Source organism: Hyphomonas sp. UBA3195, from assembly GCF_002366485.1.
GTDB lineage: Bacteria > Pseudomonadota > Alphaproteobacteria > Caulobacterales > Hyphomonadaceae > Hyphomonas.
Window position 1 is genome coordinate 48,921 of record NZ_DEXB01000051.1, and the last position, 26,414, is coordinate 75,334.

Genomic DNA, 26,414 nt, shown 5'->3' on the forward strand with positions numbered 1-26,414 from the left:
CTCAAACTGAAAGGGTGACCAATTGGGGCCGTTGAGAATAGGTATTGCGGGTTTGGGCCACGTCGGCTGTGGTCTCATCGAACTGGTTGAGCGGCAGGAGCGCCTGCGCATTCCGGGTAAGATCGAGATTGCAGGTGTGAGCGCGCGTAGCCAGTCTCGCAACCGGCCCGTCGATACAAGCAAGTATCGCTGGTTCGATGACGCTGCGACCCTGGCTGAAGACCCGGAAGTCGACGTATTCGTTGAATTGATCGGAGGATCTGACGGCCCGGCGAAGTTTGCGGTCGAAGAGGCCCTTAAGGCAGGTAAGCCGGTGGTCACCGCCAACAAGGCCCTGATGGCCAAGCATGGCATGGCGCTGGCCAAGCTGGCTGAAGAAAAGCAGGTAGATCTGTTGTTCGAGGCCGCTGTCGCTGGGGGTATTCCAGTCGTGCGCGTGTTGCGCGACAGTCTGGCAGGGGTCGAAATCAAACGCGTGGCGGGTATCCTGAACGGTACCTGCAACTTCCTGACAACAGAAATGCTGGCAACGGGCCGCGCTTATGACGAAGTGCTCGCCGAAGCCCAGAAGCTCGGATATGCCGAAGCTGATCCTACGCTGGATGTTTCTGGCATGGATGCCGCGCACAAGGCAGCGATTCTCTCTGCCATTGCGTTCTCTGCTGACCTCGACTTCTCCAAGGTGGAAGTCTCTGGAGTAGATGGGGTCGAGCTGCTCGATTTGCGCCTTGCCGATCGCCTGGGGTTACGGATCAAGTTGATAGCAGAGGGTGTTTTGACCGATGAAGGCGTTGTGTGCCGGGTTGAGCCAATGGCCTTGCCTGTGTCGCATCCGCTTGCCCGCATTGATGGCTCCCTGAACACGGTGCGTATCGAAGGTGATCCTGTGGGTGCCGTCACCTTGACGGGCCCTGGCGCGGGCGCTGGTCCCACCGCGAGCGCCGTGATGGGAGATGTCGCAAAGCTGTTCCGCCCGGCGATCCGTCCGGCCTTTGGACGCGCAGAACACCACATGGCGCGGCCCTTCACAACTGGGCGCAAGGATGAGGTGGCCCAGTTCTTCCTGCGGGTACGACTGGCTGACAAGCCGGGCGCGCTGGCGGCACTTTCGGAGTCTTTGGCCGCTGAAGGCGTATCCGTCGACAAGCTGCTTCAGGATTCAGCAGATGATACTGGTGCAAGCCCGATTGCGATTGTCACACACCGATGCGAACGATCAAATATGGACGCGGCCTTGGCGCGATTGGAAAAATTTGCAATTGCTGTTGATCCGCCGCGCCTGATCAGGATCGAGTCGGCAAGCTAATTGCTTTAGATAGGCGCAGAGCCTTTATGTTTTGCGCGTTCGGAGAATTGAGAATTCATGAAAAATAGCGTTCTGACGCCCAGCCTTGCCGATTCCATGGTCCGTGTTACGGAATCTGCTGCCATAGCCGCCGCCAAACTGGTTGGCCGTGGAGATGAGAAGAAAGCCGATGCAGCCGCTGTGGATGCGATGCGCACGGCATTCAACGAGGTTGATTTCCAGGGGCGCGTGGTCATCGGCGAAGGTGAACGCGACGAAGCGCCCATGCTGTACATCGGGGAAGAGGTCGGCACTGGTAAAGGAGCCGAGATCGACATCGCCCTTGATCCGCTGGAAGGCACCACACTAACCGCAAAAGCCATGGCCAATGCGCTGGCCGTGCTGGCCATCGCGCCGCGTGGCGGCCTGCTGTATGCGCCAGACACCTATATGGACAAGATTGCCGTAGGCCCTGGCTATCCGGAAGGCATTATCAGTCTGGATGCGACACCTGCCGAGAACATTCAGGCGCTGGCCAAGCACAAGGGCATGGATGTCACCGACATGACCGCTTGTGTGCTGGACCGCCCGCGTCATGAAGGCATCATTGAGAGCCTGCGTTCGGTTGGCGCGCGTGTGGCCCTGATCACGGATGGCGATGTGGCCGGCGTAATCGCGACGACCAACCCACACACCGGAATTGATCTCTATGTCGGTCAAGGTGGCGCGCCCGAAGGCGTACTTGCAGCAGCGGCCCTCAAATGTGTTGGCGGCCAGATGCTGGGACGCCTCGTGTTCCGCAATGATGATGAGCGCAAACGTGCAGAGCGCACGGGTATCACCGACTTCGACCGCACTTACTCCCTAAATGAACTCGCCTCGGGTGACACAGTATTCTGTGCGACGGGCGTGACCGATGGATCGATGCTCAGCGGCGTGAAATCCGCAGACGGTCGTGTGCACACTCACACACTCGTCATGACATCACTCGACGGTATGGTGCGCTATGTGCGCTCCGATCATAAGGTCTGAGCCGGGCGTTTCCCGTGACAGCCTAGATGCGTTAGAATCTCCGGGAGCGATTCCCGGAGAACCCATGGCTGACCCAGCCCTAAAGCAAGATACGACGCTATTCGATGTGCAGAGATCGGCCACGGGCCGGTTCTGGACGCTTGCGTCTGTGGATGAGGCATTGGTGCGGCGGCTCCAGCCGAGCGTCGGTGGATCCGATTTGTTGGCCAGGTTGCTCGCCACCAGAGATGTGACGCCAGACGAAGCGGCGACTTATCTGTCCCCGACCTTAAGGGAGACATTTCCTGATCCGTCGAGTTTCTCAGACATGGACAAGGCGGCCGAGATTGTGCTCGACGCGATTCTCGCAAAGAAGCGCGTCACGGTCTTTGCTGACTATGACGTCGATGGCGGTACCAGCTCAGCAATTCTCGCGCGATATTTCCGGGCATGGGGCGAAGACCTCGGGCTTTACGTGCCGGATCGCCTGGAAGAGGGGTATGGTCCTTCGCCCGAAGCTTTTCGACACTTGAAGGAAAAAGGCGCGGAACTCGTCATTACCGTCGATTGCGGCGCAGCTGCGGTCAATGCGCTGGAAGAGGCGGAGTCTATCGGTCTGCCCATTGTCGTCATCGATCACCATTTGATGGCCGGGCATAACCCTCCAGCGGCTGCACTGGTCAATCCGAACCGGCCCGACTGCAACTCTGGTTGTGGTCATCTCGCTGCGGCGGGCGTCGTTTTTGTTTTTGCGGCCGCATTGAACCGATTGGCGCGGGAACGAGGCATTGCGCCTCCGGAAGGTCTACCGGACATCATGTCGTTTCTTGACCTCGCAGCACTTGGGACGCTTTGCGACATGTCACCCCTACGCGGTGTAAACCGAGCCTTCGTGCGACAAGGGCTCAGCATTCTGTCCCGCGGTCAAAATGAAGGCCTGCGCGCGCTGGCCGAAGTATCCGGGATCAGCAAAGTGGACAGTGTGTACCACGCTACATTCATGCTGGGGCCACGGCTTAACGCAGGCGGTCGTGTGGGTGATCCGTGGATCGCCGCGAAACTTCTGGCTACGGATGACCGGTCAGAGGCAATTGCGCTGGCCGAGCGGCTGCACGCACTTAATGACGAACGTAAGGCCGTCGAAGCGGCGATTCTCGATCAGGCCACCGCACAGGCTGAGCAGGCGCTGAAGCGTAATCCAGACCGGGGTATCCTGGTCGCCGGTGGCGAAGGCTGGCATCCCGGCGTGATCGGCATCGTGGCCGGACGCCTGAAGGAACGGTTCCACCTTCCCTGCATAGTCATTGGCTGGGGACAGGGGCTGGGGCCCGTCGCTAAGGGATCGGGGCGATCGGTAACCGGTGTGAACATTGGTGATGCGATTTCAGCTGCGGCGCGTGAAGGAGTCATCTTGTCAGGGGGCGGCCATGCGATGGCGGGTGGCCTGAGCCTTGAGCCTGAGCAAATTCCAGCCTTCGACGCATGGATGGTCGGCCATATGGCGAAGTTTACGGCAGAGCGTGCTGCGGCACTGGAACTGCCCGTGGATGCGATCCTGTCTCCGGGCGCAGCATCTCCTGCGCTGGTTGATCAGATCGCCGGTATTGGCCCGTTTGGTGTCGGATCCCCCGAGCCTGTTTTCGCGCTGCAATCGGTACATGTCACGGGCGTGCGACAGGTTGGCGTAAATCATCTGAAGTTCACCGCCGAAGACTCCAGTGGGCGTCTTGATTGCATCGCTTGGCGTAGCGCTGGCCAGCCTTTGGGGGAAGTAATTCGTCCGAATGCGCGGCTCCATGTTGTTGGAAAATTGAAGGCGGATGAGTGGAATGGCCGTCGGCGGGTACAGCTGGATGTCAGTGATGCAGCTGAGGCATGATTTATCTGCAGAAACCCGCCTCAAAGCGCTTTACGAGTCAGAAATGAGCAGCTATATCGCCTGTCTTCGAGCCGGTGCGGTCCCTTCGTCTATCGGTTAGGACGCCAGGTTTTCAACCTGGAAAGAGGGGTTCGATTCCCCTAGGGACTGCCACGGCTTGAACTTCATTGAAAAACAATGTGTTGCGCGATGCAAAATCGCTGATTTTCAACACACTTTTCAACACGATTCAGTGTCGCTAGAACGCATTTCCCCGGGGGTCACTTGATCGTCGGAAGGGTTCATTATGCGTGCTAGAAGGTATCGATCTATGAGTTATGTTTATGAGAGATCCAATGGACTCTTTGAGATCAGGTATCCGATCCCTTCAGATGTCGTGAGCTACTTTCCAAAACCAAATAGCAAGCGGTTCAGAACTCATATTATCAAGTCACTTTCGACGCGGGATCAGAACGATGCCAACAAAGCAGCCATTGATTGCATCAAGGAGTTTGAAGGTGCGTTTTCCGTTCTGAGAGAAGGCGTCGCTTCCAATGATTTCAAAGCTTTTTGCCGAGTGGCTTATGAACAGGAAACTGCAATCATCACGGAAAGCTTCCTGAGCACGGAGACAGGCAAGAGCGGTCGCCTCGATCAACGCTGAGGGGATCTTCGGAGCGCCCTGACAACTACCGATACCGAGCAACTTGAAGCGCTAGTTGGGTGGCTCGTCGATCACTATTTGGATGTGACCACCAGCAAAAGTGCGTCCGTTCCAAGGGATACACCCATTCGCAATGCGATGCTCAAAGCTGCAGCCGGTGTGCTGTCGGATGCGTACACCCACGGTTTGGCTGAAATTCGCGGCTTAGCAAGACCTCCTCAACCAAAGTCTCCATTTTTGAAGGCTGAGCCAACAGTATTGCCCGCACTTGGAGATAATACACCTTTAACGCCGGAGGGGCGTAAATCTCTGGAGCAATATTGGGAGGTCTACGAACAGGTCAAACAGGATTCGACGACACCTGTGAAAGCAAAGACTTTGGAGCGTAGACGGGTTGCGTGGACTGAGTTTCATGAACTCACCGGTTCGTCTCTTCCGATATTTAAGGTGCAAAAATCTCACATCTGGGCGTATCGAGATGCCCTGAAAAGAGCACCAGCCAGGTCGGGTTCCATATCTGAGCTCAGACGGTTAAGTTTTCCGGAGAAGCTCGAAAAAGCCCGCAATGGCAGTAATTATGCCAAGTTGACCCAGGAACCATTAAAGACCGGCTCAGGCAAATCCAAGTTGTTCTTCAGCTGGCCGTAATTCGAGGACACTTAGTGAGCAATCCTGCGGTGGGGGTCACCGAATCCAGCTCAGTTACCAGACCGAGCAGAAGAGCCTACACCACCAAAGAGCTAAATGTAATATTCACGTCGGCCCCGTTCGACAGGGTGTGGCCGTTGGAAGATGACAACACGACCGACCTTCCAACGTACTGGTTCACCGCCATTCGATCGGGTTCGCGGTACGGGTATTTCTCGACGGTTTGAGCCGGCGATATTGAATGCACCGGGGTGGGGGAAGGCGGCGATCCCTAAGACTTCTCTCCTTCGCGTCGACTGCGCTCTCAGGAGTCCGTAGAGCAGCCTAGGACCTGCTCGTTCGCACTGGTTCGCATTAAACTGACACCACCCCATCAGCGACGCAATTGCCCGAAGCGTGTCGTGGAGACGAGAGCATCGACTTCACTGACAGAGACTGCGTTGCTGTCTCCGTGTATCGAGTGTTTAAGGCAGTTGGCGGCGGCGCCAAACTCCAGTGCTTCACTGGGCTTTCGGGCGTCGACCAGTCCATAAATCAGCCCGGCACAAAAAGCGTCGCCGGTTCCGACGCGGTCTAGGATGGCTGTCATTTCGTACGTGCGCGAAAAATAGGAGCCAGCCTGCGTGCGCAGGTGCGCGCTCCAACTATGATTTTCTGCCGACTTTGAATTTCTTAGCGTGATCGACGCATTTGTTAACTGGCTGAACCGTCTGAACAGCTGCTCGGTCAGGGATTCCGCCCACACCTGACTGCCATTCTCACCTTCGCCGTCCACACCGAGACAATGGGTGCAGTCGCCTCTTCCGGCGATCAATGTATCGGCCAGCGAAGCAAGAGCTGGCATCACCTCAATGGCCGATCGACCATATTCCCACAACCGTTCGCGATAGTTCAGGTCGAGCGAAACATGTATATTCCGTCTCCGGGCTTCCTCCATGGCAAAAGTCGCAAGTTGGCGGGTCTCATCTGAAAGCGCGGGCGTTATGCCGCTAATATGAAACCAATCTGCTCCGTCAAAGGCTGCGTTCCAGTCGATATCATCGGGGGATAACTCGGAAAACACACTGCCGGCCCGGTCATACACCACGCACCCGGAGCGAAAATCGGCACCTTCTTCCATAAAGTAAAGTCCCAGCCGGCCAGGACGCCGAATGACCTGACTCGTATCGACATCGTGGGCCCGGAGAAACCGGAGCGCTTGCGCTCCGAGTTCACCTTCCGGAAGCCCCGTGACCAGGCGAGAGGCGAGACCAAACTCTGCAAGCGATACGGCGACATTGGCCTCGGCGCCCCCATGGCATACCTCGAAGGCCTGTGCTTGGCGCAGACGCAATTTGCCGGGGGGCTTCAGGCGCATCATGAGCTCGCCAAGTGTGACGATTGTCTTTGACATGGTCGACGCCTTTCAGTGCGCGGTTCTGCCGAAAATCGGCTTGTGTGGTGTAGATGTAAACAAAAAACAATCCTGGAACGGACAGAACTCGTAATCGCTTACCTTTTCAAATCAACGAAGTAGTCGAAGATTTCCGGCACATTACCTGAGCCCATTCCGGCTTCGACGGCGGCTGAGAGATTCGTCGAGGTGCCTTCGGCAATCAGGGAACGAGAACCGAGATCCGAGACCATCTGGTTAAAGTAACGCAGATCCTTGTTTGCATTGTTGATGGAGAACCCAAGGTCGCTCACACCGTCGACCGCGTAGTTCTTGCAGAACTTCATGAACGGCGAATTGGACGGACCAGATGACATTATTTCGTAGAGCTGACCGCGGTCTACGCCGGCCAGTTTTGCCGCAGCGAAAGCCTGCGACATGGCGCAGACGGTTGTCATGCCCATGAAGTTGTTGATCAGCTTCGTCGTGTGGCCGGCACCGAGCGGGCCGAGATAAAAGACGTTTTCGCCCTGTTCCTTGAGGACCGGCTCGTACTTGTCGAACGTCGCCTTGTCACCGCCAGCCATGATATTCAGCAGCCCGTCCTTGGCGTGCGCAGGCGTACGACCGAGGGGCGCATCAATCATGCCCACGCCTTTCCTGGCGAGGTCGGCGCCGATCTTCTGAGAGGACGCAGGGATGGACGTTCCGAAGTCGATCAGGACGGAGTCTTCCTTGATCCCTTCAAGAATGCCATTTTCGCCATAGACGAGCTTTTCGACCACTTCGGACGTCGTCACGCAGAGCTCAATGATGTCGCTTTTCTCGGCGAGCTCCTTGGGCGAGCTGGCTTCGGTCGCATTTCCTCTTGCCAAGACAGCAGCGACCGCATCCTTGTTGAGATCCATCACGATGACTTCGAAACCCCGCTTCTGCAGGTTTTCGACCATATTGCCGCCCATCAGCCCAAGACCGATGAAACCAATGACGGGTTTTGACATATTCATGACTCCTAATTCCAGAAATATTCAGATAATAAGTTAGCGCGTTAGCGCGCCGCGTGGCTTGAGCGGTTCAATCCGTCCACAGAGAATCCACACTGCGAACAACGCCAGCAGAGCGAGTCCGGCGCCGATGATGAAGACGGGCGCGTAATTGTCGCCCTGCGTGATGACTGGAACCAGGAAGGTCAGCCCGGCCGCACCGAGCTTTGCGGCCATGCCTGCAAAGCCCGAGAGCGTGCCCACGGACCTTCCGCTGTAAAAATCGCTCGGCAGTGTCTGGACATTGCCAATAGCAGTCTGGAAGCCGAACAGAATGGTCGCCATGATGATGACTGAGATGGTCGCAAGCGTCGTCGTCGCAGGATCGGTCATCCCAAACACTGAGGCTATCAGCGTCGGATCCGCCAGCATCATAAGTGACGGAAGCATGATCAGGCACCCGAGGGAAATGACCATTTTGCGGGTGGCATCGACAGTCCAGCCCGCTTGGATGCGGTTCTGGGCCAGAAGTCCCCCAAACCAGGCACCCAGCATGGCGCCGAAATATGGGACCCACGCATAGAGCGCGAGTTCCTTGACCTCCATGTCATAGACACGGTTCAGGTAGAGCGGAATCCAGACAATAAAGAGCCACCAGATCGGATCAATCGCGGCAGACGCGATGATCACGCCCCAGCTCTGTTTCCGGCTCAGGATTTCTCCGGTGCCCGGTGCATAACCGTCATCCGGCTTGCCATCCTGGTCGATATCCTGATTGAGTTGACCGGTCAGGATGTATTCGCGTTCGTTTTCATTCAGCCAAGGGTGGTTCTTGGGGGGAGACTTGACGAGCACCCACCAAGGGATGAGCCAAAGGAAGCCCAGCACGCCGACAAGAACAAAGATGATGTGCCAGCTGAAGTGGATCGAAAGGAAGCCAATAATTGGGATTGAAATCAACCCGCCGATCGCCGCTCCGGAGTTGAAAATGCCTTGGGCAAAAGCCCTTTCCCTGGTTGGAAACCATTCTGCATTGGCTTTGGCCGCGCCAGGCCAGTTGCCTGCCTCAGCGATACCGAGAATGGAGCGGAAAATGCTGAACGAAACCACACCGCGCGCAAAAGCGTGCATCACTGTCGCAACAGACCAGACGCCGATTGACAAAGCAAAACCGAGACGCGTGCCGATCCAGTCAAAAATCTTGCCGAAGATCGCCTGGCCGAAGGCATAGGAGAATATGAAAACCACGGAGATGAAGCCGTAAATCTGGTCAACTTGTGCTGTCGATTTCTCCGGATACAGCTCCGCTGCGATGTCTGGCCAAAGAACACTCAATGTCTGCCGGTCAATATAGTTGATAACAGTCGCCAACGCGACGAGACCAACAACCCACCATCTTAGGCCCGAAAGTTTCATGACGAGTATCCCTCGCCATTGAGGAAGTCTTCCCGAGCGGGGCTGAAGATATCGAGCAGAATGCCGGCCTCCAGGCACACAGCACCATGTCCAGCACCCGACGGCACGAAAAAGCAGCCTCCTGCTTCCAATACCTGTGTCTCGCCATCGACGAAGACTTCGAACTTCCCTTCCACGACATACGCCGTCTGCGTGTGAGGGTGAGCGTGGACAGGACCGACAGCGCCCTTCTCGAACCACACCTTCACCAGCATCAGGTTGTTGTCATAGCCGAGAATCTTTCGGCGCATGCCGTTCCCGATATCTTCAGCATCGCTGGCGGGGCTGTTCATGAACAAATCCGACTGATTTGGCGTAGCAGGCATTTCTGGTCCTCCCGGTGCGATCGACGCACCTGTCTTGTCACTAAGTACTGGATTGGATGTATGCGTAGACTGGCCCGGTCCACTCAACGGAGATGCCGTCGATATCGATCACGTGTTTCAGTTCCGCAGAAGTGTCTTCCGCGAAGGCGAAAACGATGTTGTCACCTGTTTTCGTAGTCACCATATACACTGATACGCCGTTGTCGGACGTCTGGTAGATGTTCTCTACGGAGCTGCCGGGAAAAACAGTAACTTCTTCGTCATTGTCGTACCGCCCATGACGTTCGTAGACGGAGAAGAAATCTATGCTGTCTGCCTTTGACCTCAGGACGAGCGCCTGCTCGCGGCGAAGATTATTGTTCGGGTCATTCGCCCCGAGTTCTGTGAGGAATGCGGTCGTCGGCGTGCTTGCAGCGAAGCTCAATGTATAGAACTGATCTTCGATCAGCCATGACAAGTCCGAGAGTGTCGTCAGTGGTTGTGAGACAGCCTTCTGCCAAAGATGCTGATAGCCATTGGCGGTGCCAAACGGAGTTAGCTGGCTCGTCGCGTGGTCCAGTTTGAAGCCAGTCTCGATCAATTGGCCTTTGAAGTGGACCGGCAGGTCATAGGTGTGCTGCGTATCGCTACGTGCGCGCACGATATCAACGATGTATTGGCCGCCATCAGGTTGTGGAACCAAGGCGAGGAGACGCTGCAGACTTACACCCTCATATGCAGTATCGAGTTCTGCCGCAGTGAGCTGAATTCCGTTGACCGTTTCATAGGCAATGACGTGGGGCGCGTAGTTTTGACCCGTCTCCCAATCCCCGCCGAACTGGCTCTCCTGGTCAACAACAAGCGTGTTGTGAGCGATAGTTTGCTTGGCCCAAGTCTCGTTTTCGGGAAGGTAGCGTCCGCCGTTCTTGGGCTCGACATTCAGGAAGCGCGCCGCGCCATAGTCCGCAACGACTTCGTGACCATCGTCGTAGTACAGAAATCCGAGGCGATCGAAATGGCCGTGGCCCAAGCCTTGGGAGGTTGGTTTGAAGACGACGGCTGCACCGCGGGCGTCCCCCGCGCGCAGTATCGCTAGTGCCCCTTGATCGCCATTTGACCCGTCGCGAAGCAGGGAGGATTTGAATGGAAATGGGGTCGTCAACCCCAATGACAGATCCCGCGCGAGAGCTTCTCCTTCGTGCGTCGGAACGACGCTATCCTGCATGGACACCACATCCAGCAGTGATGAGTCGCCAGTTAGGTCGTAGACGATGGCCAGAGCATACTTCAGCTCAACCGTGTTAAGTCCTTTCTCCCGGATTGCGTCATTGATCGGAAAGAAGCGCCCGGCATAACTTTGCTGAACGGTGGCGTACGCGGCTTTCAGCAAAACGCCGTCCCGATACCTGAAGATATCCCGTTCCGGATCGTTCTCCTGAATTGCTTGCGCAAACAGGACGAAAGGCATCAGGGCGTAGCGCTGGTAGTAAGGCCCTTCAGCGTAGTACCCATCGGGCGAAAACAGTTCGTCCAGCTGCCGCAGGAACCCGGCATCACCAGACTGATCAAGGCCAAGAAGCGCTTGGTTCACCCAGGTATCTTCTTCGAGCACATATCCGGTCATGCCGACTGCTGCTGCTGCCCACGTGCCGTGATTGTGAATACGGTCGAAAGTTTGTGGCTGGCCCTCTGACAGGAAATCGGCCATCGGTCGAATGACGCCGGACTCGATTTCTGCTCGTGTACCTGTGTCCAGGTCTGCCCTGATGGCCTCGTAGCCCTGAATTGCGTAGACGAGCCAGACAGCTTCATTCAGGCTTTGCCAGAAGAGTTTGCCGGGCGTTTGTTCCTTTCGCTGGGGGTGCAATCCCAGTTCCGGATAGAGAGCCGAATAGTCCCGTAGAATGGATGTCGCCAACTCTCTGTAACGCTCATCACTCGTGAGCTCGTAGAGCATGCCGGCTTCGTAGATCGTCTTGGCGTTTTGCTTATGTTGCTCATGAGTATAGCCGCCCCCCGCGTCGATCGGCACCGGCACCGGCACGCCGGTTTTCATGCGCGCTTCCAGATCCTGTTTTATCTTATCGACGGACTGCTCAAAGAGGGGAGCGCTGGACGATTTGACTGCAGAGTAACTATCGGGATTACCAGAATGTGCGCAGCCTGATAGTGTCGGCGCCATCGTCAACAGTGCCGCGCTGGCGATAGTGGTGCGGAGGGAACAGGCGCGTATCATCACTTTACCTCAGGTCCACAGTGGTCAAGACAGCTGCGGCGCTTGGATCCATGAGCGTATTGCCGGACACCGCCACTTCGGGATTGCCAGTGGTGATGGTCAGTTGCGCCGGTTTCGCGTTGGCAATTTGGTTTCCACTGATTTTGAGATTCTGAACACCGTGTAGCTCCATGAGAGGGCCACCTCGCAGGCCAACATCGTCGAACTTCGAGTCGCTGACCCAGACGTGAGGGCCAAACGTGCTTTCATCCCGACCGCCACGATAAACGGCGGCAACAGGTCCGCCGATACGCTCGAACGAGCTGTCCTCTATGATGACATATTCGGCATTGTATATTCCGTAGTCGTCCGTTTCGGTATCCAGTTTGATGACGGTGCCAGAAATATCGCTGAAGTGGGATCCGGAAATCTTGATCCGGTCGTAAAACGTACCCTTGGCTGCAGATACGACCGAGAATCCCTTATTCACGTCGAAGCCGGTAAATGACATGTCTGCCAACTCGACCGTGTGGTTTCCGCTGCCACCCATCGAAGTGGTAAAAATGAAGCTGTTACCGCTGGCATCGGGGGAGGCTGCGCCCGAAACACTCACGCCTTGCATCCGAAGGCTTCCCTTACCAGAAAGCTGTACGAAATTTGGCCGCTCAAATGTGATGACTGGTGGATTATCTGGGTCTGCGGCTTCCACCGTGACCGGGACCTGCAAGTTGACCAGCTTGGATTCGCGATACTGACCCGATGTAAGTACCAGTGTGTCGCCCGCCTTGGCGCGGGCGAGGGCTGTTCCCAACGCATCGGGACTTGCGACGACCTCGATCCGCTCCCCTCCGTCGAACGGTGATGACACAGATGGCTTGGGATACCAGTCAGCACCGGTCTCAGTGCGTTGGACACCAAGGGAATGCCCGACGGGTAGTCGTGTTTTGGCTGTGACGGCTGGCAACACTTCGAACCCGTAGGCTATTTCCGACGGTGGAGCAGCCGTCGTCACATTGTCCTCAAAAGTAATTCCGCTTAGGTCGTCCTGTATTCGAAATGGCGCGTCGCTACCTTCTCCAATCACAATGTTGCTTCGGAAAATGGAATTGACAGGTACGGCCGTGCGTTCAGCGTCGGATCCTTCGGCCAGCTCAATGCGGCGGACAGTATCGAACACATTATTCTCTATAATTGCGCCATCAACCTGATGATAGCGGTTGATCGGCGAGTTCGGTACCCCATTCATTACGACCAGCGCACCAGAAAATCTCTCTCCGGTCAGATCCTTGAAATAGTTGTTCCGCACGGTCTGGCGCGCATTGATAACGCGGACACCTCCCGTATAAGGAGCGCCATCTCCATCAAAGAGGTTGTTCTCAACCAAGGTATCATTGCCGTGGCGCAAGGTGAGTGTACCACGCGACCGGAAGAACGTGTTCCCACGGTACGTATTACCGCCTGATTTGTTCGAAATGATTTCGACCTCGCCGCTGCAGCGGTCGAAGTAGTTGTTCTCCACGAGTGTGCCCGAGTGCGTGAGCGAATAATGACTGGTTCCAATACGAAGCGTCTCGCCCCCATTTGACCCGAACACTGGGCGAGGCCCGAAATAGTTGTTTCGAATGACATGGTTGTTGTTCTGGCTGTCTTCCGTATTGAGGCGGACTGCCATTGTAGGACCGGAATTGAGCTTGCCCGACAAGTGATTGTGATCGAACATATTGTTCTGGCCATACATCGCAACCCAGATGTCACGCTGCGCCCTGGTTGGGTTGGAGTAGTTTTCGATAACTGTTTCGGTGACACGTGAATTATAGGCGAGATTGTCATTGTCTCGCCGGAAGCTGATAACTTCAGTGCGCGGCGTATAACCTTCCCGAAAAACAAGACCGGATATGACAAGGTGTTTGCCGGCCAGTCTCAGGCTCGACTGTCCGGACAAGATAACCTTGCCAGGTGTTTCAGCCGATACGGTAATGGGAGTTTCGATTGTCCCTTCAGCGTCGAGAAGCATATCAAAGTCGCGCCAAACACCGTTCTGGAGAACGATCTGGTCTCCTGGCTGGGCATTGGTTGCTGCATTGAAATAGTCTTCCTGATTGGAGACGGGGATGACACGATGGCTATGAGGGCGTTGGGGTGTGGCTTCAGAAACTTCAGGCAGTGCGGGGACAGCCTGACAAGCGCCCAAAGCAAAACAAATTACCGTCGCATTGATGAGCCCTAAACGCATGCTTTTCTCCCGAGGCCGTGTAATCCGGCTTTTCTGCAGTGCTAAATTGTCAGACCAATTTGTCAACCAATTAATTCTTGCGCTGTTAAAAATGTTCTTTTTGATCCCCGTCGCTTGGGGGGGGGTGTCGCAAATTTACAATACTAGCTCGGAAAACTGATTAGAGGTCATACCAATATAGACAAATATGCATACCAAAGTGGTTGACATACCATCAGCGGAGGGTGTTGGTAGTCTTCGAAGTGCCTTGCGTCGAGACGAGGCCTCAAAAATATAAATGGGAGGAATTCAGTATGCGCACGTTTAAACAGGATGAGTCTGTCAGTCTGAGGAGGCAGCGGGTTTGGCGGGCGGCACTGCTTGCCGGTGTCGCGCTGCCGTTGGGTGCCGCAGCATGGGCGCAGGAAGAACCGGTCACCGTGTCAGCACCGGCCGCTGAAGGTGAAGCGCGCCAGGATACGGTTGTGGTGACGGGAATCCGCTCATCGCTCGCAAGCGCACTTAGTGAAAAGCGTGCTGCCGATAATCTGATTGAAGTCATCCAAGCAGAAGACATTGGTAAGCTGCCGGACCAAAACCTTGCTGAAGTTCTGGAGAATATCACGGGTGTTCAGATTACTCGCGAAGCTGGTGTGGGCACCGGGGTTCAGATCCGCGGTACAAATGCAAACCGCACCGAGATAAACGGTGTGTCCACCGTGGGGTCTGGTTCTGGTCGGGGTGGCATTAGTTTTGAAGATGTTTCTGCTGCCATGATCGCGGCTGTTGAGGTAACCAAAGCTCCTGAGGCAAAGACGATTGAAGGTTCTGTGGGCGGGACAATCAATCTCAGAACAATTCGTCCGCTTGACCTTACTGAGCGTTTGACGACGATACGAATTCAGGGCGAGGACAGCAGCCTCACAACCGATGGTATCACTCCCCGGCTCGCTGGGACCTATGGCAATAAATGGTCAACGGACATGGGTGAGATCGGGACCGTCATCAGCGTCAGCTACGCTGAGCAGGACGTTACCGCGTTTCGTCCTCGTGCAGACCGCGATAACCTGATTGCGTCAGATAGTGGTGCCGACAGTGCGCAGTCTTTTGATTTTCTGCCAATACAGTTCCTGAATCAAGACTACGACAACTTTGAGTACGAGACGACCAATATAGCCGGTACGGTAGAGTGGGCGCCGAATGATGGCGTGAAGCTGTACTTTGATGCTGTTCTGAACGATCAGGAGCGCCGGCAAGAAAGCTCCAGGGTGCAGGCCTCGGGGGTCAGCAGCCTAAATAACATCTCCATTCCGTCTGCCTTCGAAACAGTGAATTTTGGCACGTTGAGCGGCGAAGACGGCGCGCAATTCCTCGGTAGCATTGAGGCGGCGCTCAGAGGTGTCATACCGGTCGACTTGGCTGATGATGATGACGATCCGAACCTTCGTTTTTCATCCGATACAAACTCCCGCCTGACAGATAGCAGAATCTACCGGTTGGGGGCCGACTGGCGGCGCGGCAATCTTTCGGGCCGTGTCGAGCTCTCAACGTCGACATCGGATTCCACGACACCGAGCTTCAATACCACGCTCAATTTCATCAATCCCAACGCTCCGCTGGATGCTGGTGGCGGAAACGACAACGCTGTCCCATTCGTCTACGATCTGAGTGGGGGGGCGCTGACCTTTGCCGTTGCGCAGGATGCCGCATTTGGTCCGACAACCGCACAGTTGCTTGATCCGGCAAACGTTGTTTTGCGTGATGTCAATATCGGCGAGGACAGGTCCGACAACAGTGAAGACGCGTTTCGTGCCGACTTCACCTATGATCTGACAGACAGCTCCGTAAGCGAATTCATCACATCTATTGATGCGGGGTATCGTTACAACAAAACCTCCAGCACCCGCGACCAAATTCGTTCAAACGTCGGATTGCGTTCAATGGCTGATAGTCCGCGGGGGGATCTTTTTGCGGATCTCCTTGTTGCCGGTCCGGACAACTTCAATGCAGCCGATGGCCGGGCGCTGTACGTTTCAGATTTTCTGCTGATCAATCCAGAACTCGCCGCGTCCAATCCCGATGGTGTGCTTGCTGCCCTAAATGCGGCCATCTCTGCACATGGTGGATCAAGATCAATTGACTCGCCCACCTCGAGTCAAAGCGCCTTTTTCGACATCGAGGAAGAAACCCATGCCCTTTATGCGCAAGCCAACTTCGAATACGGTATGTTCCGCGGTAATGCAGGCCTGCGTTATCTGGAAACGGACATTACTTCAGTCGGGAATTCTATACTCAATGGCACCGCGATGCGGGTCTCGACGGAAGGCAGCTATGATTTCTTGCTGCCGCGTTTCAACCTTGTGGCCAACCCGACCGAAGATGTGATTCTGCGTTTTGGCTTGAGCAGGGACATCAGGCGCCCGAACTTTGATGACCTGTCAACGTCGCGGACGTTCAGCACCAGTCCGAACCCGCCGGTTCAGATCGGCAATCCTGGCTTGGCGCCCGAACAGGTAGACTCCTTCGACATCGCAGCTGAGTGGTATTTCGCGCCCTCCGCTGTGGTAAGCATCGGCTATTTCAACAAGAAGCGTACCGACCTGTTCGTTACTCAGCAGGAAGACCCATTCGAAGATCCGGTCACAGGTTTCCGTGATCTGACCGATCCGTGCGAGGCGGGGGGTATTTTCAACCCAATTGCCGATCCGAACGTGTTTGCGGCCAGCGGCACGCCAGTCGGTATCTGTGTGCCAGTTTCGACGACGGTCAACGATCCCGGTGAGACTACACAGGAAGGTTTCGAGTTTGCGTTCCAGTATGATCTTTCTGAGTTTGAGGATCGGCTCGGCTGGGCGTCTGGCTTCGGTGTACTTGCAAACTATACCAATCAGAAATTTTCTGGCGGTGAAACGGTGAACACTGCGACGAGTCGCGCCAATCAGGTGTTTGCCGCCCTGGGTGCGACAACACCTGTGACGTTCCAGCAGCCACTGATTGATCTGTCGGAGAATGCGTATAACGCCACACTCTACTACGAGAAATATGGCCTTTCTGCCCGTGCCCGCTACACGTGGCGTGACGCGTACCGATCAACAGATTTCGGCAGTACGTCCAGCTTCCCTTGGGGATTCCCCGTTGTTCAGGAGGCTCGGGGACAGCTCAATGCGAGCATCAATTATGATGTGACCGAGAGCCTGAGTGTGGGAATTGAAGGCGTGAACCTCACCGAATCTGAGGTTCAGCAATCCTGCGTCAACGAAGGGGCGCTCTTGTGTTTCCAGGGATTGACTGATCGGAGGATTTCATTCGGCGCCAGCTACAGCTTCTAGAAGACAGTAGTGAGCCGATTCACGACAGGAAACGCCCCACGTGTGTGGGGCGTTTTCGTGCATGATCACTGGATTTAGCGGTTTAGAGGCATATTCGGAGATTCGCGCGAATTTTTTTACAAATTGGTCCAACCAATTTGTAAACCTTTTAAAATTACGTATAATGTCGTCGCAATCGGGATTTTGTTGTCTACCCTTAGACCTGACATGCTGCTTGAAGGAACCATTTGATGTCAGAGAAGCGCCTTTACCACACCGTTGCCAGAGCTATTCTGGATATGATCGAGTCCGGATCTTATCCGCCGGGCACGCGGTTGCCTGGAGAGCGCGAACTGGCAGAGAGATTTGGCGTGAGCCGCGTCGTGGTGCGAGAGGCCGAAATCTCTTTGGAGGCCATTGGGCGACTCGACATCAGGGTCGGGTCCGGCGTCTATGTACGCGATGCCGACGAATCGAGCGGACTTATACTGCCGCGTGTTACACCTTTCGAGCTAACTCAGACCCGCCTGATCTTTGAATCCGAGTGCGCCGCTCTCGCTGCCACGCAGATCACCGACGCGCAAATTGAAGGACTGCGGGAAACGATAGAAAAGATGGCGTCATCGACGCACGATACTCCTGACGGCGACGAAGCTGATCGCGACTTCCATCTTCAAATTGCGAAGGCCACGGGCAATGCGGCCAACGTGTTCTTCCTGCAAAACCTCTGGCGTATGCGCAATGAAATTGACGCAGTCCGGAAAGTCTATTCAGCCGTGTGTCTCGATGACACGTCACATCGCGTGAATGAGCATTCGAATATCCTCGATGCTCTGGAAGCCAGAGATCCACAAGCCGCTCGTGAAGCAATGCAGGGCCATTTCGAGCGCCTGCTGGAAGCGCTTCTGGACGCGTCGGAACGACAGGCCATCGAGGAGGCGCGGCAGAAGTCGAGCGCCAATCGGGAGAGGTATCTCAAATTGGCGGCTGCGCGTTAGGAGAGCTGGAGGCAATTGTCAGGGGAAGTGGTCGTTGTCTATTTACGCCTGACATCATGATCTACCTTCCAACGCACAAGTTCGCCGCCATTCAATCGGGTTCGCGGTACGGGTATTTCTCGACGGTTTGAGCGGAAGATATTGGTCGCACCCGAGCGGAGGAGGTTGGTGATCCCTGAGACTTCTTCCATTCGCATGGACTGCGCTCTCAGGAGTCCGTAGAGCGCGTTTCACCCTTCAGTACTGGTTGGCTTTCTGAAGTCGTCAAACGCGCTCTGGTGACTCTCTCTCAGAGCTTTCTGAAGCTACTCGTCGTAGTAGTTGTGGATGTCACGTGCCACATAGACGAGTTGCCACTCCCAAATGGTAATCACCCGGTCTGCGACAGACACAATCTCAGGGTCATCCGGGCATTCCTGAGCGAGCCAGGCTGAAAGCACATGGGCAACGTCGTGGCTGAAGAAGTTGGCGATTGTTGAAAGATGTCGGAGCGGGACCTTGGCAGAGCCGCGCATCCATTGAACGACGGTTGTGTCTCTCTTGTATCCAAGCTTTTCGGCAAGCTCGGCGGGTGTGGATGTCCGGTACTCGAAAGAGAGTTCGAGAAACCGGGACATCCGGTGGTTTGAAGGTGTTTCTTCAAGTTCTGGGAACAGCATTGGTCTTCCTTTCGGTTGGTTGTCGATAGGAAGAATCTAGCGGTTCTCGTCGGTGATTGCGGGTGGCAAACTCTTGTTTGTGTAAGGCGAAGTGTACTTGTCGGGTTGAACCTACGGCATATACGAAATGTCTCGTTTCAGCGTATCCGAAGGCTTTGGGAAAAAGCTTCAATCGGTTCGTTGGTGCACAATCACTTCAATCATCAAAGGAATATCGAGAGTAGGGCCGGATTCAAATTGCTACGTGACGCTGCTCTTCTCGAATGGCGCGCGTTGATCGCCGCCTGAGACCTGTACATCCGCGAAAAGCGGAGACTGGTTCGAAGCCGTCTGACAGCGCCCACCTTGGCGGGACATGCAAGGACCCGTTGCGATGGCGTATTTCCTGCGCGCGTCCAAGCAGATGGCAACAGTCCGTCAGGTTGACTCGACCCGCGCGGGGCCGGGGACCTTCAGGGAATTAAAGTGACCATTCGAATCCGACGGCCTTTTCGGACACGTCCCAAAGCCGCGCCATCACCGCCTTGTCATAGGCATGGGCGTTCAGGGTTCCCTTGCCGACCGGTCCTACGAATTCGCGGGTGCCGGTGGGGCCGTAGAGGGCGCGCTGTTCGGTCAGGGCCTTTTCGGTGGCGCACATGACTTCCGGGTAAGACCCTTGCTCAGCGGTTTGGACCATCGGTGTCTTGGTCATCAACCACCAGATAAACCGCATGGTGCGGCTGCCGCTGGTAGAGATCAACGAGGTGGCAGACGAACCAGGGTGGCAGACGAAAACCTCGACATCGTTGCGCCCCGCAGCGGCCAGCCTGTCTTGCAGCTCATAGCCGAACATCATCTGCGCCAGTTTGCTTTGTGAATAAGCTGTGTTCGCGCCGTATCCTTCTTCCCAGTTCATGTCGTCAAAGTTGATGGTTCTCAGACCCATATTGTAGCCAAGGCTGGCCACGATAACGATCCGGCCTTTGCTTTCCGCGATCCGCTCGAACAGAAGGCCGTTCAGCAGGAAGTGACCGAAATGGTTGGTGCCAAGTTGGCTCTCGAACCCATCCACTGTCAGCTTGCGGGTGGGCACTTGGGCGATGGCGGCGTTGTTGATCAGCGCGTCAATGCGCGGCACGGTCGTCAACACCTCGGCAGCCGCATCGCGAACACTATCCAGAACCGCCAGATCCAATCGAACAAAGCTGACATCGGCCGCTTCGCCGATTTCCTGTTTCAGTTCTCCGATGGCCGCTTTCGATTTCTCGGTCGAGCGGTTCAGCATTACCACCTTCGCGCCTATCTTCAGAAGCGTTCGTGCCGCCTGAAAGCCCGCGCCCGAATTCGCCCCGGTGATGAGGTATGTCTTGCCGCTCAGGTCGCCGAGGCGTTCGGGCGTCCAGCCCTTGCGTCCGAATGTCGTGTCTGCCAATGTTTTCTCCTGCCAGCGCTACTGGCCGTCTGTTCGGATGTCTGATTTTTTCCTAGAAGGTAGATGGCTCTCGGAAAGTGCAGGAAACAGACGTAATCGTCGCTAATACATGCCTGATTGTCTCGTCCGTATTGTAAAGCAGCATCTTCCTTGCCAGTTTAGCATCATGAGCAAAGACCAGATCAGACACCTGATCGACCAGCGCCTTCCCGAGGCGGGGGTGGTCGACACCGCGCTGAAGGGCGTGCAGCTTTTCCGCGTGACCGAACCCGTTCCCTGCGCGCCCGCCGTCTATGAGCCCACCGTTGTGGCAATTCTCAGCGGTGTGAAAGAGGCCATCCTAGACGGCGAACATCACGCGTATGGCAGCGAAGAATACCTGCTGTGCCCTATGACCCTGCCTGTTGAAGCGGGGGCCCCGCAGGCATCGGACGACAACCCGCTGCTGGGAGTGATGATCGCGCTGGAGCCACGCTTGATGCGGGATCTTGCCATTGAGATGGAGACCACCGCCGGCGCCGGTTTCAGACACGACGGCCTGTCGCAGCCAGCGCTGGCGCTGGCGAAATGGGATGCCGGATTTACTGAGGCCCTGCTGCGGCTGCTGGAGCTGCTCGATAATCCGGTGGACGCGGCGGTGCTGGGCCCGGGGCGTCTGCGCGAGCTGTATTATGCCCTGCTGAAGGGGGAGGCAGGGTCCGCCGCGCGGCGCGCCTTCGGTGTTGGCAACGAAATCGCGCGCACCATCGACTACCTGTCCAGCCATCTGAGCGAACAGGTCACCATTGACGACATGGCCAACCATGTTGGCATGAGCCGCGCGGTGTTCCACCGGCGATTCAAGGAGGCGACGACGATGACCCCCATCCAGTTCGTTAAGTCAATGCGCCTGAATAATGCCGCTATGAAGATCGCTGAGGGCAAGACTGTGTCCGAGGCCGCCTGGGACGTGGGCTATCAAAGCTCGTCGCAGTTCAGCCGGGAGTTCAAGCGTCTTTACGGTCAGTCTCCCAGGCAGTGGAGCCATGCCCGGCAACCGGCACTCGGTCCGGCGTAACGGCCTATCCTAACATCAACTGCCAGACTGATTTGTAAGTGCAGCCCACAGCAGGTCTTCCAGAAACGCCCGTTGAGCGGATTCGGTCTCATCCTTGCGCATCAGGACCAGCGAATGGACGTTCTGGATGATCTCCGCAAGGCGTTCATCGGACAGATCGTTGCGAAGCGTGCCTTCTGCCCGCCCGCGCTCGAAAACCGGGGCCCAGATCTTCACAATCTCGGCCCGGACGGCATCGTTGCCCTGAACGAGAAAGTGCTCCATTTGGGTGCTCGTTTCGTTCAGTATGATCGCTTGGAACAGTTCTTCTTCCTGCGCGATGCGTATGTTTTCGATCGAGCCTTCGATCAGGGCTTCTTTGACGTCCGAATATTTGGCGACCGCACCGGCAGACTTTGATCCCATGCCTCGCAGCAATTGGAACAGAACCTGATTCACCAGCGCGGGCCGGTCCTCGAACATGCGATAAAGCGTTTTCCGAGATATGCCGGCCTCGCGAGCAATGTCACTCATTGACGTCTTGTGAGGTCCCAACTGCCTGAAACACTTCAGGGCAGCGTCAACCACCGCTTTTCTGGACACGCCGGAATGTGTCGTTTCGGGGCCGGGAGCGGTAGTGTCAGTCATACAGGATTTCACAGGCCTTTGCTTGAATGGGTAAGTATCTTGCCGGACCGCATTTAGTCCATACTTCACAGTCTATTAGAGCGCACATGGCAGCCCCCCCTGAAGTTGACGTCATTCAGCGGCCATGAGTGGTGATGGGGCGGATTTCGACGTCACACGAACGAATGCACCGGGGGTTGCTCCGGTGGGGCGGTCCGTTTGGTGAGTGACCACACCATTCACGATAACACAGTCGTAGCCGCCCGCGCGAGCTTGGCGGCGCCAGTCGCCTTCGGGCATGTCGTGGACAATCTCATACTTGCTCATGTCGAAGTGAAGCTGGTCGAGATCGTAGATCAGGATATCCGCCTTGAACCCGGGGAGTAGGGCGCCGCGATCACGAATGCCGACCGAACGCGCATGTTTCAAGCTGAGCTGGAAGTGCATTTCTTCCAGTGTCTTGAGTTTTTCCTCTCGTACCAACCAGATCAACAGGTCGGTTGCGTAATGCCCCATGCCAAACGCCTTTGTGTGGGCTCCACCGTCTGAACCACCGGGGACCACGGCTGGATTCGCCATGAAGCGTACCGCTTGATCCGGCGTGATTGACGCGATCGGCGGCGATTTCATTTGCAGGTCCAGATCCGACTTGACGCCAAGGTCCAGCAAGGCGGCGACAGCACTCACGCCAATTTCTTCGCCGACCTGCGCCAGAGTTTTTCCGAGGAATTTCTGAAGCGCGGGATGTTCGCCGACCGCTATGACGGTTTGGCCTTCCAGGCCCGCCGCGCCGCTTGCAGCACCCATTTCCGCGTATTGCGTCTCAAACTCCCGAACAAAAGCGGGGTCTTTTATCAATGCAAGAATTTCGGCATCGGAACTGCAGCCGACGATTTTGCGGACTGCGGGAAGTTGGCCTGCGGCGGTATCGAGTTCTCGGATGCCGGCCTCTACCCAACCGCGATTGATCAGGGCACCAGCTGTTACGTCGCATCCCGCTTCGCGCATGGAGTCTAGCCATTGAAGGTCTTCGTCGACCACTTGGGGCACCAGATCATGTGTCAGGAATACGTTATGTATGACCCGCACGCGCGTCCCGCGGGCCAATTCGGCTACACGTTGTGTGATGGAACGATCGCCGAAATACATGATCTGGGGCAACATCTGGATGACGCCTTCGCCGCGCGTTATGACTGCACGGCAAATATTCAGAATATCGTCATGGTCCATGAGGTCGGTCGGCATGGGGGTGCCGTCCGTATCGACATGTGAATTGCCTTCGGCACCCATAACCGACATCGAAATACCTATGGCCCCGGCGTCCATTGCTTCATTGATCAGGCGATGTATTTCGGCCAGTTCTTCTGTATTCGGTCCTCGCGTTTTGGCGGCATCTACACCCATCACATAGACGAGCAGGGGATTGAGCGGGAGAAACGTCAGGACGTTCAGCCCTTTCCGCAAACCGCGGATGCGTTCCATGTATTCGGGAAAGGACTCCCAGTCCCACGGCAGTGCTGCTTTCTGGTGGGACACAGGGATTTGCTCCGTAGTTTCCAGCATGCCCATGATCCGCTCGCGGTCTTTTTCTCGAACCGGAGCAATTCCAAAACCGCAATTTGCATTCACGACGGTCGTGACACCATTGCGACCGGCATCCAGACAGTACGGATCCCAGAACAAGGCTGCATCGTAGTGGGTGTGCTGCGTTATGAAACCGGGCGCGACGGTTTTTCCGGTGGCGTCAATGGTCTGCTTTGAGCTGCGGCCCCGCAGGTCGCCAATTTCAGAGATCAGATCATTAATGATTCCGATATCTGCATAGCCACCGGGACTGCCTGTGCCATCGACAAGAAATCCTCCTGAAATGATTAGATCAAAATCCGTCATTTGTCGTTCCATCCCTTCTCTGTGGTTGTTTGTTGCAAACCTCGATTTGCAAGCACGGAAGAGGTTTTGAACCCGCCTCTCCTTCTGTTCATGACGGATTGAATGACACAATAATATGCAATTGTCACCCCCGAGTTGACACAAGACACAAAACGTAATCTTTGTATCAAAAAGCGGAACGCATAATACAATTAGTCCGCATGGGAGGAACGAGGATGACCAACAATCAAGACACCACAACTGCGTCTGGCGAAGCCGGTACCGCAAGAAGAACGACCGCAGCGGCAAGGTGGGGCGGGCTGGCGGCATGCGTTGCTCTAATGCCGTTGACCACACCTGCGATCGCGCAAATGGGTGAAGGTGTCGAAGCGGAATCTCGTCAGGCGACTGTGATCGTCACGGCGACCAAACGAGAGGCGAGCATCCAGGATGTCGCCGCCTCAATCTCGCAGGTCGGTGGAGATGATCTAGAGACGCGCGGTGTCGATGATGTCGAAAACCTCGCCCTGCAGATACCGAATTTGACATTCGGAAAATTCGGGAGAAACACATTCGTGACAGTGCGCGGTATTGGCACGACGGTCGATTCGGGCGTGGCTGAACCCTCCGTTGCAACCTATGTCGATGGCGTTTTCCTCCCGCGCGCCACAATGGCGCTGCTGCGCCAGGTGGACCTCGAGCGCGTGGAAGTTTTGCGGGGACCGCAAGGCACGCTCTACGGGCGCAATGCGACGGGCGGCGCGGTGAACTATGTTTCGCGCGGACCGAGCGACACGTTCGAAGGGAAAATTGTTGCCACGTTTGAGGAGCGTAACGGCCGTGGTGTCGATGCCGTCGTGTCCGGTCCCATCTCGGAGGGATTGTCCTTCCGGTTGAGCGGCGGCGTGCAAAAGCAGGATGGCTATGTGAAGGTGCTGAATACCGGTCAGGATCTTGGTGATCAGAATCTGTGGCATGCGCGCGGGGCTCTAAAGATTGAGCCATCAGACAACGTCACGATCGACCTTTCTGTTCAGCATGAAGAGGACACTGGAAATTTTGGTTGGCAGTCGGTTGTTTCCGAACCATTTGTTGTTGCTGGAACTGCGGCGTTGTTCATGACCAACGCGAACTTCACAACAACGCCTAACCAAGTGTACGCGGACGGCGATCATTCCGGAAATGCCGAGACGACCATTGCGATTGCGCGGGTGAACTGGGATGTTTCGGAAACAGTCTCCTTCCGCTCCATTACCGGCTATGTCGATCATGAGATCGACAATTCATTTGATGCGGACGGGACCAACTTCTTCTTCGCCGATCTTACGGGATCGTCTAGGCCGTCCCAATCGTTTAGCCAGGAATTCAATTTGTATGGCCAGACGGGTGCGCTGGATTGGTTGATCGGGGCCTACTATTTCAGCGAAGAGTTTGAACTTGGCCTGCCTGTGGAGTTTCCGGGAGTTCTGTTTGGCGTCCCCACGGTGCCGCGTCTCGAGGTTATTGCGGGGGATTTGGTTGAAGATACGGAATCCTATGCGGCATTCGCCGATGTGACCTATGCATTGACGGAACGGCTGCGCATCAATGCCGGATTGCGCTTCAACGCAGAGGAAAAAGAGTTTACGTTTTTTGGTGCGCCGTCTCCGGCTGGAAACATCGACTCTGAAGACGTCTTGCCGAAGCTCGGCATGCAATTCGATGTCAGTAATAATGTGAATGTCTATGCGAACTGGCAAAAGGGCATCAAATCAGGCGGACACCAGCTAAGCTTGCCGCAATTGTTCGACAGCGAAGAACTGGATGCGTACGAACTTGGCATCAAGTCACAATGGATGAATGGTGCCCTGACCGCGAACGCCGCGCTTTTCTCCTATGACTATACGAATCTGCAAGCGACCATCACCATTCCGCCTGCGACGACCTTGGTTGAGAATGGGGATGCGGAGCTGATCGGGCTGGAAGGCGAACTCATATATGCCGCAACGGATAATATTGCCTTCAATATGGGCGTCTCGCTTCTGGACACGGAATATACGGACCTGATCACGACCGACCAGGCATTGCCAGGGACGCCCGCTGTCGACCTCACCGGGGAAGAACTAATCCGGGCACCCGAGTTCACTGCGAATTTCGGGGCGGAGTGGAATATTCCAATAAATTCCGGCTTTCTAGGTAGCGTGCGCCTGCGCGGAGATGTCTTTCACTCAGCAGATTACAAGCTGGCCTTCATTGACTATCCGGAGTTGAGGCAGTCTGAATACACGAACATAAACCTGTCAGCGACGCTTACAGATACGTCTGGCAATTACCAGCTTCGTGCTTTTGTGAACAATGCCACCGACGAAATCATCCTGAACAATGGGAGCTATTTGGCGTCGAGCGGTGGGTTCATCGGCATTCATTCGGCGCCCCGGACCGCCGGCGTTTCGCTTTCTGCCAAGTTCTAGGTTTTCTCTCAGATGGACTGCCAATGTCTCGGCGCCGGTTAGCGG

The 26,414-nt window shown here is 55.8% G+C and carries 19 protein-coding genes and 1 tRNA gene; 10 read left to right on the plus strand and 10 right to left on the minus strand.

Annotated elements, in window-relative coordinates:
- The first annotated feature begins 22 nt into the window (after positions 1-22).
- The 6 genes from B2344_RS15745 (at position 23) to B2344_RS15770 (ending at position 5,466) form a co-directional block, all read left to right on the plus strand.
- A complete protein-coding gene (locus B2344_RS15745; RefSeq protein WP_206990781.1) occupies positions 23-1,306 on the plus strand; it encodes a homoserine dehydrogenase in 1,284 nt (427 codons plus the stop codon).
- Positions 1,307-1,363: 57 nt separating this feature from the next.
- A complete protein-coding gene (gene glpX / locus B2344_RS15750; RefSeq protein WP_256434926.1) occupies positions 1,364-2,317 on the plus strand; it encodes a class II fructose-bisphosphatase in 954 nt (317 codons plus the stop codon).
- A 64-nt stretch (positions 2,318-2,381) separates the two neighbouring features.
- Positions 2,382-4,175 (plus strand): single-stranded-DNA-specific exonuclease RecJ, encoded by a 1,794-nt coding sequence (recJ, locus tag B2344_RS15755; protein ID WP_290485574.1) that lies wholly within the window; start codon positions 2,382-2,384, stop codon positions 4,173-4,175.
- 78 nt (positions 4,176-4,253) lie between these two features.
- A tRNA-Glu gene (locus tag B2344_RS15760) sits at positions 4,254-4,328 on the plus strand.
- 157 nt (positions 4,329-4,485) lie between these two features.
- Positions 4,486-4,818: a DUF6538 domain-containing protein gene (locus B2344_RS15765; RefSeq protein ID WP_290482650.1), complete on the plus strand. Its 333-nt coding sequence runs from the start codon at positions 4,486-4,488 to the stop codon at positions 4,816-4,818.
- Between the two features lie 78 nt (positions 4,819-4,896).
- Positions 4,897-5,466, plus strand: coding sequence for a hypothetical protein (locus tag B2344_RS15770; RefSeq protein WP_290485575.1), 570 nt, complete (start codon positions 4,897-4,899; stop codon positions 5,464-5,466).
- A gap of 373 nt (positions 5,467-5,839) precedes the next feature.
- Here the strand turns inward: B2344_RS15770 and B2344_RS15775 are convergent, their stop codons facing one another.
- The 6 genes from B2344_RS15775 to B2344_RS15800 form a co-directional block, all read right to left on the minus strand.
- A complete protein-coding gene (locus B2344_RS15775) occupies positions 5,840-6,859 on the minus strand; it encodes a sugar kinase (protein ID WP_290478708.1) in 1,020 nt (339 codons plus the stop codon).
- Between the two features lie 98 nt (positions 6,860-6,957).
- On the minus strand, positions 6,958-7,839 hold the full coding sequence (locus B2344_RS15780) for an NAD(P)-dependent oxidoreductase (protein ID WP_290485576.1): 882 nt from the start codon (positions 7,837-7,839) through the stop codon (positions 6,958-6,960).
- A gap of 39 nt (positions 7,840-7,878) precedes the next feature.
- Positions 7,879-9,237, minus strand: a complete 1,359-nt coding sequence (locus tag B2344_RS15785; RefSeq protein WP_290485577.1) for an MFS transporter — start codon at positions 9,235-9,237, stop codon at positions 7,879-7,881.
- Positions 9,234-9,602 carry a cupin domain-containing protein gene (locus B2344_RS15790; RefSeq protein ID WP_290480954.1) on the minus strand — a complete coding sequence of 123 codons (369 nt, stop codon included), beginning with the start codon at positions 9,600-9,602 and terminating at the stop codon, positions 9,234-9,236. Before B2344_RS15790 ends, B2344_RS15785 begins: the two co-directional genes overlap by 4 nt.
- Before the next feature lie 40 nt (positions 9,603-9,642).
- On the minus strand, positions 9,643-11,637 hold the full coding sequence (locus tag B2344_RS15795) for a heparinase II/III domain-containing protein (RefSeq protein ID WP_290485578.1): 1,995 nt from the start codon (positions 11,635-11,637) through the stop codon (positions 9,643-9,645).
- 184 nt (positions 11,638-11,821) lie between these two features.
- Complete coding sequence (locus B2344_RS15800; protein WP_290485579.1) at positions 11,822-14,029, minus strand: polysaccharide lyase 6 family protein; 2,208 nt, start codon at positions 14,027-14,029, stop codon at positions 11,822-11,824.
- 293 nt (positions 14,030-14,322) lie between these two features.
- On the opposite strand from B2344_RS15800, the gene B2344_RS15805 reads away from it, so the two are divergent.
- Entirely contained in the window at positions 14,323-17,337 is a 3,015-nt protein-coding gene (locus tag B2344_RS15805) for a TonB-dependent receptor (RefSeq protein ID WP_290485580.1), read from the plus strand.
- Between the two features lie 230 nt (positions 17,338-17,567).
- A complete protein-coding gene (locus tag B2344_RS15810) occupies positions 17,568-18,314 on the plus strand; it encodes a FadR/GntR family transcriptional regulator (protein WP_206990770.1) in 747 nt (248 codons plus the stop codon).
- 305 nt (positions 18,315-18,619) lie between these two features.
- On the opposite strand, the gene B2344_RS15815 is transcribed toward B2344_RS15810, so the two are convergent.
- Positions 18,620-18,931: a helix-turn-helix domain-containing protein gene (locus B2344_RS15815; protein ID WP_290479653.1), complete on the minus strand. Its 312-nt coding sequence runs from the start codon at positions 18,929-18,931 to the stop codon at positions 18,620-18,622.
- Positions 18,932-19,433: 502 nt separating this feature from the next.
- A complete protein-coding gene (locus tag B2344_RS15820) occupies positions 19,434-20,387 on the minus strand; it encodes an SDR family oxidoreductase (protein ID WP_290483516.1) in 954 nt (317 codons plus the stop codon).
- Between the two features lie 166 nt (positions 20,388-20,553).
- Between B2344_RS15820 and B2344_RS15825 the strand changes: the two genes are divergently transcribed.
- Positions 20,554-21,444 (plus strand): AraC family transcriptional regulator, encoded by an 891-nt coding sequence (locus B2344_RS15825; RefSeq protein WP_290485581.1) that lies wholly within the window; start codon positions 20,554-20,556, stop codon positions 21,442-21,444.
- A gap of 15 nt (positions 21,445-21,459) precedes the next feature.
- Here B2344_RS15825 and B2344_RS15830 read toward each other — a convergent pair whose 3' ends face one another.
- Positions 21,460-22,071, minus strand: coding sequence for a TetR/AcrR family transcriptional regulator (locus B2344_RS15830; RefSeq protein ID WP_206990766.1), 612 nt, complete (start codon positions 22,069-22,071; stop codon positions 21,460-21,462).
- Between the two features lie 111 nt (positions 22,072-22,182).
- On the minus strand, positions 22,183-23,940 hold the full coding sequence (locus tag B2344_RS15835) for an N-acyl-D-amino-acid deacylase family protein (RefSeq protein WP_290485582.1): 1,758 nt from the start codon (positions 23,938-23,940) through the stop codon (positions 22,183-22,185).
- Positions 23,941-24,155: 215 nt separating this feature from the next.
- On the opposite strand from B2344_RS15835, the gene B2344_RS15840 reads away from it, so the two are divergent.
- On the plus strand, positions 24,156-26,369 hold the full coding sequence (locus tag B2344_RS15840) for a TonB-dependent receptor (protein ID WP_290485583.1): 2,214 nt from the start codon (positions 24,156-24,158) through the stop codon (positions 26,367-26,369).
- Positions 26,370-26,414: the final 45 nt, after the last annotated feature.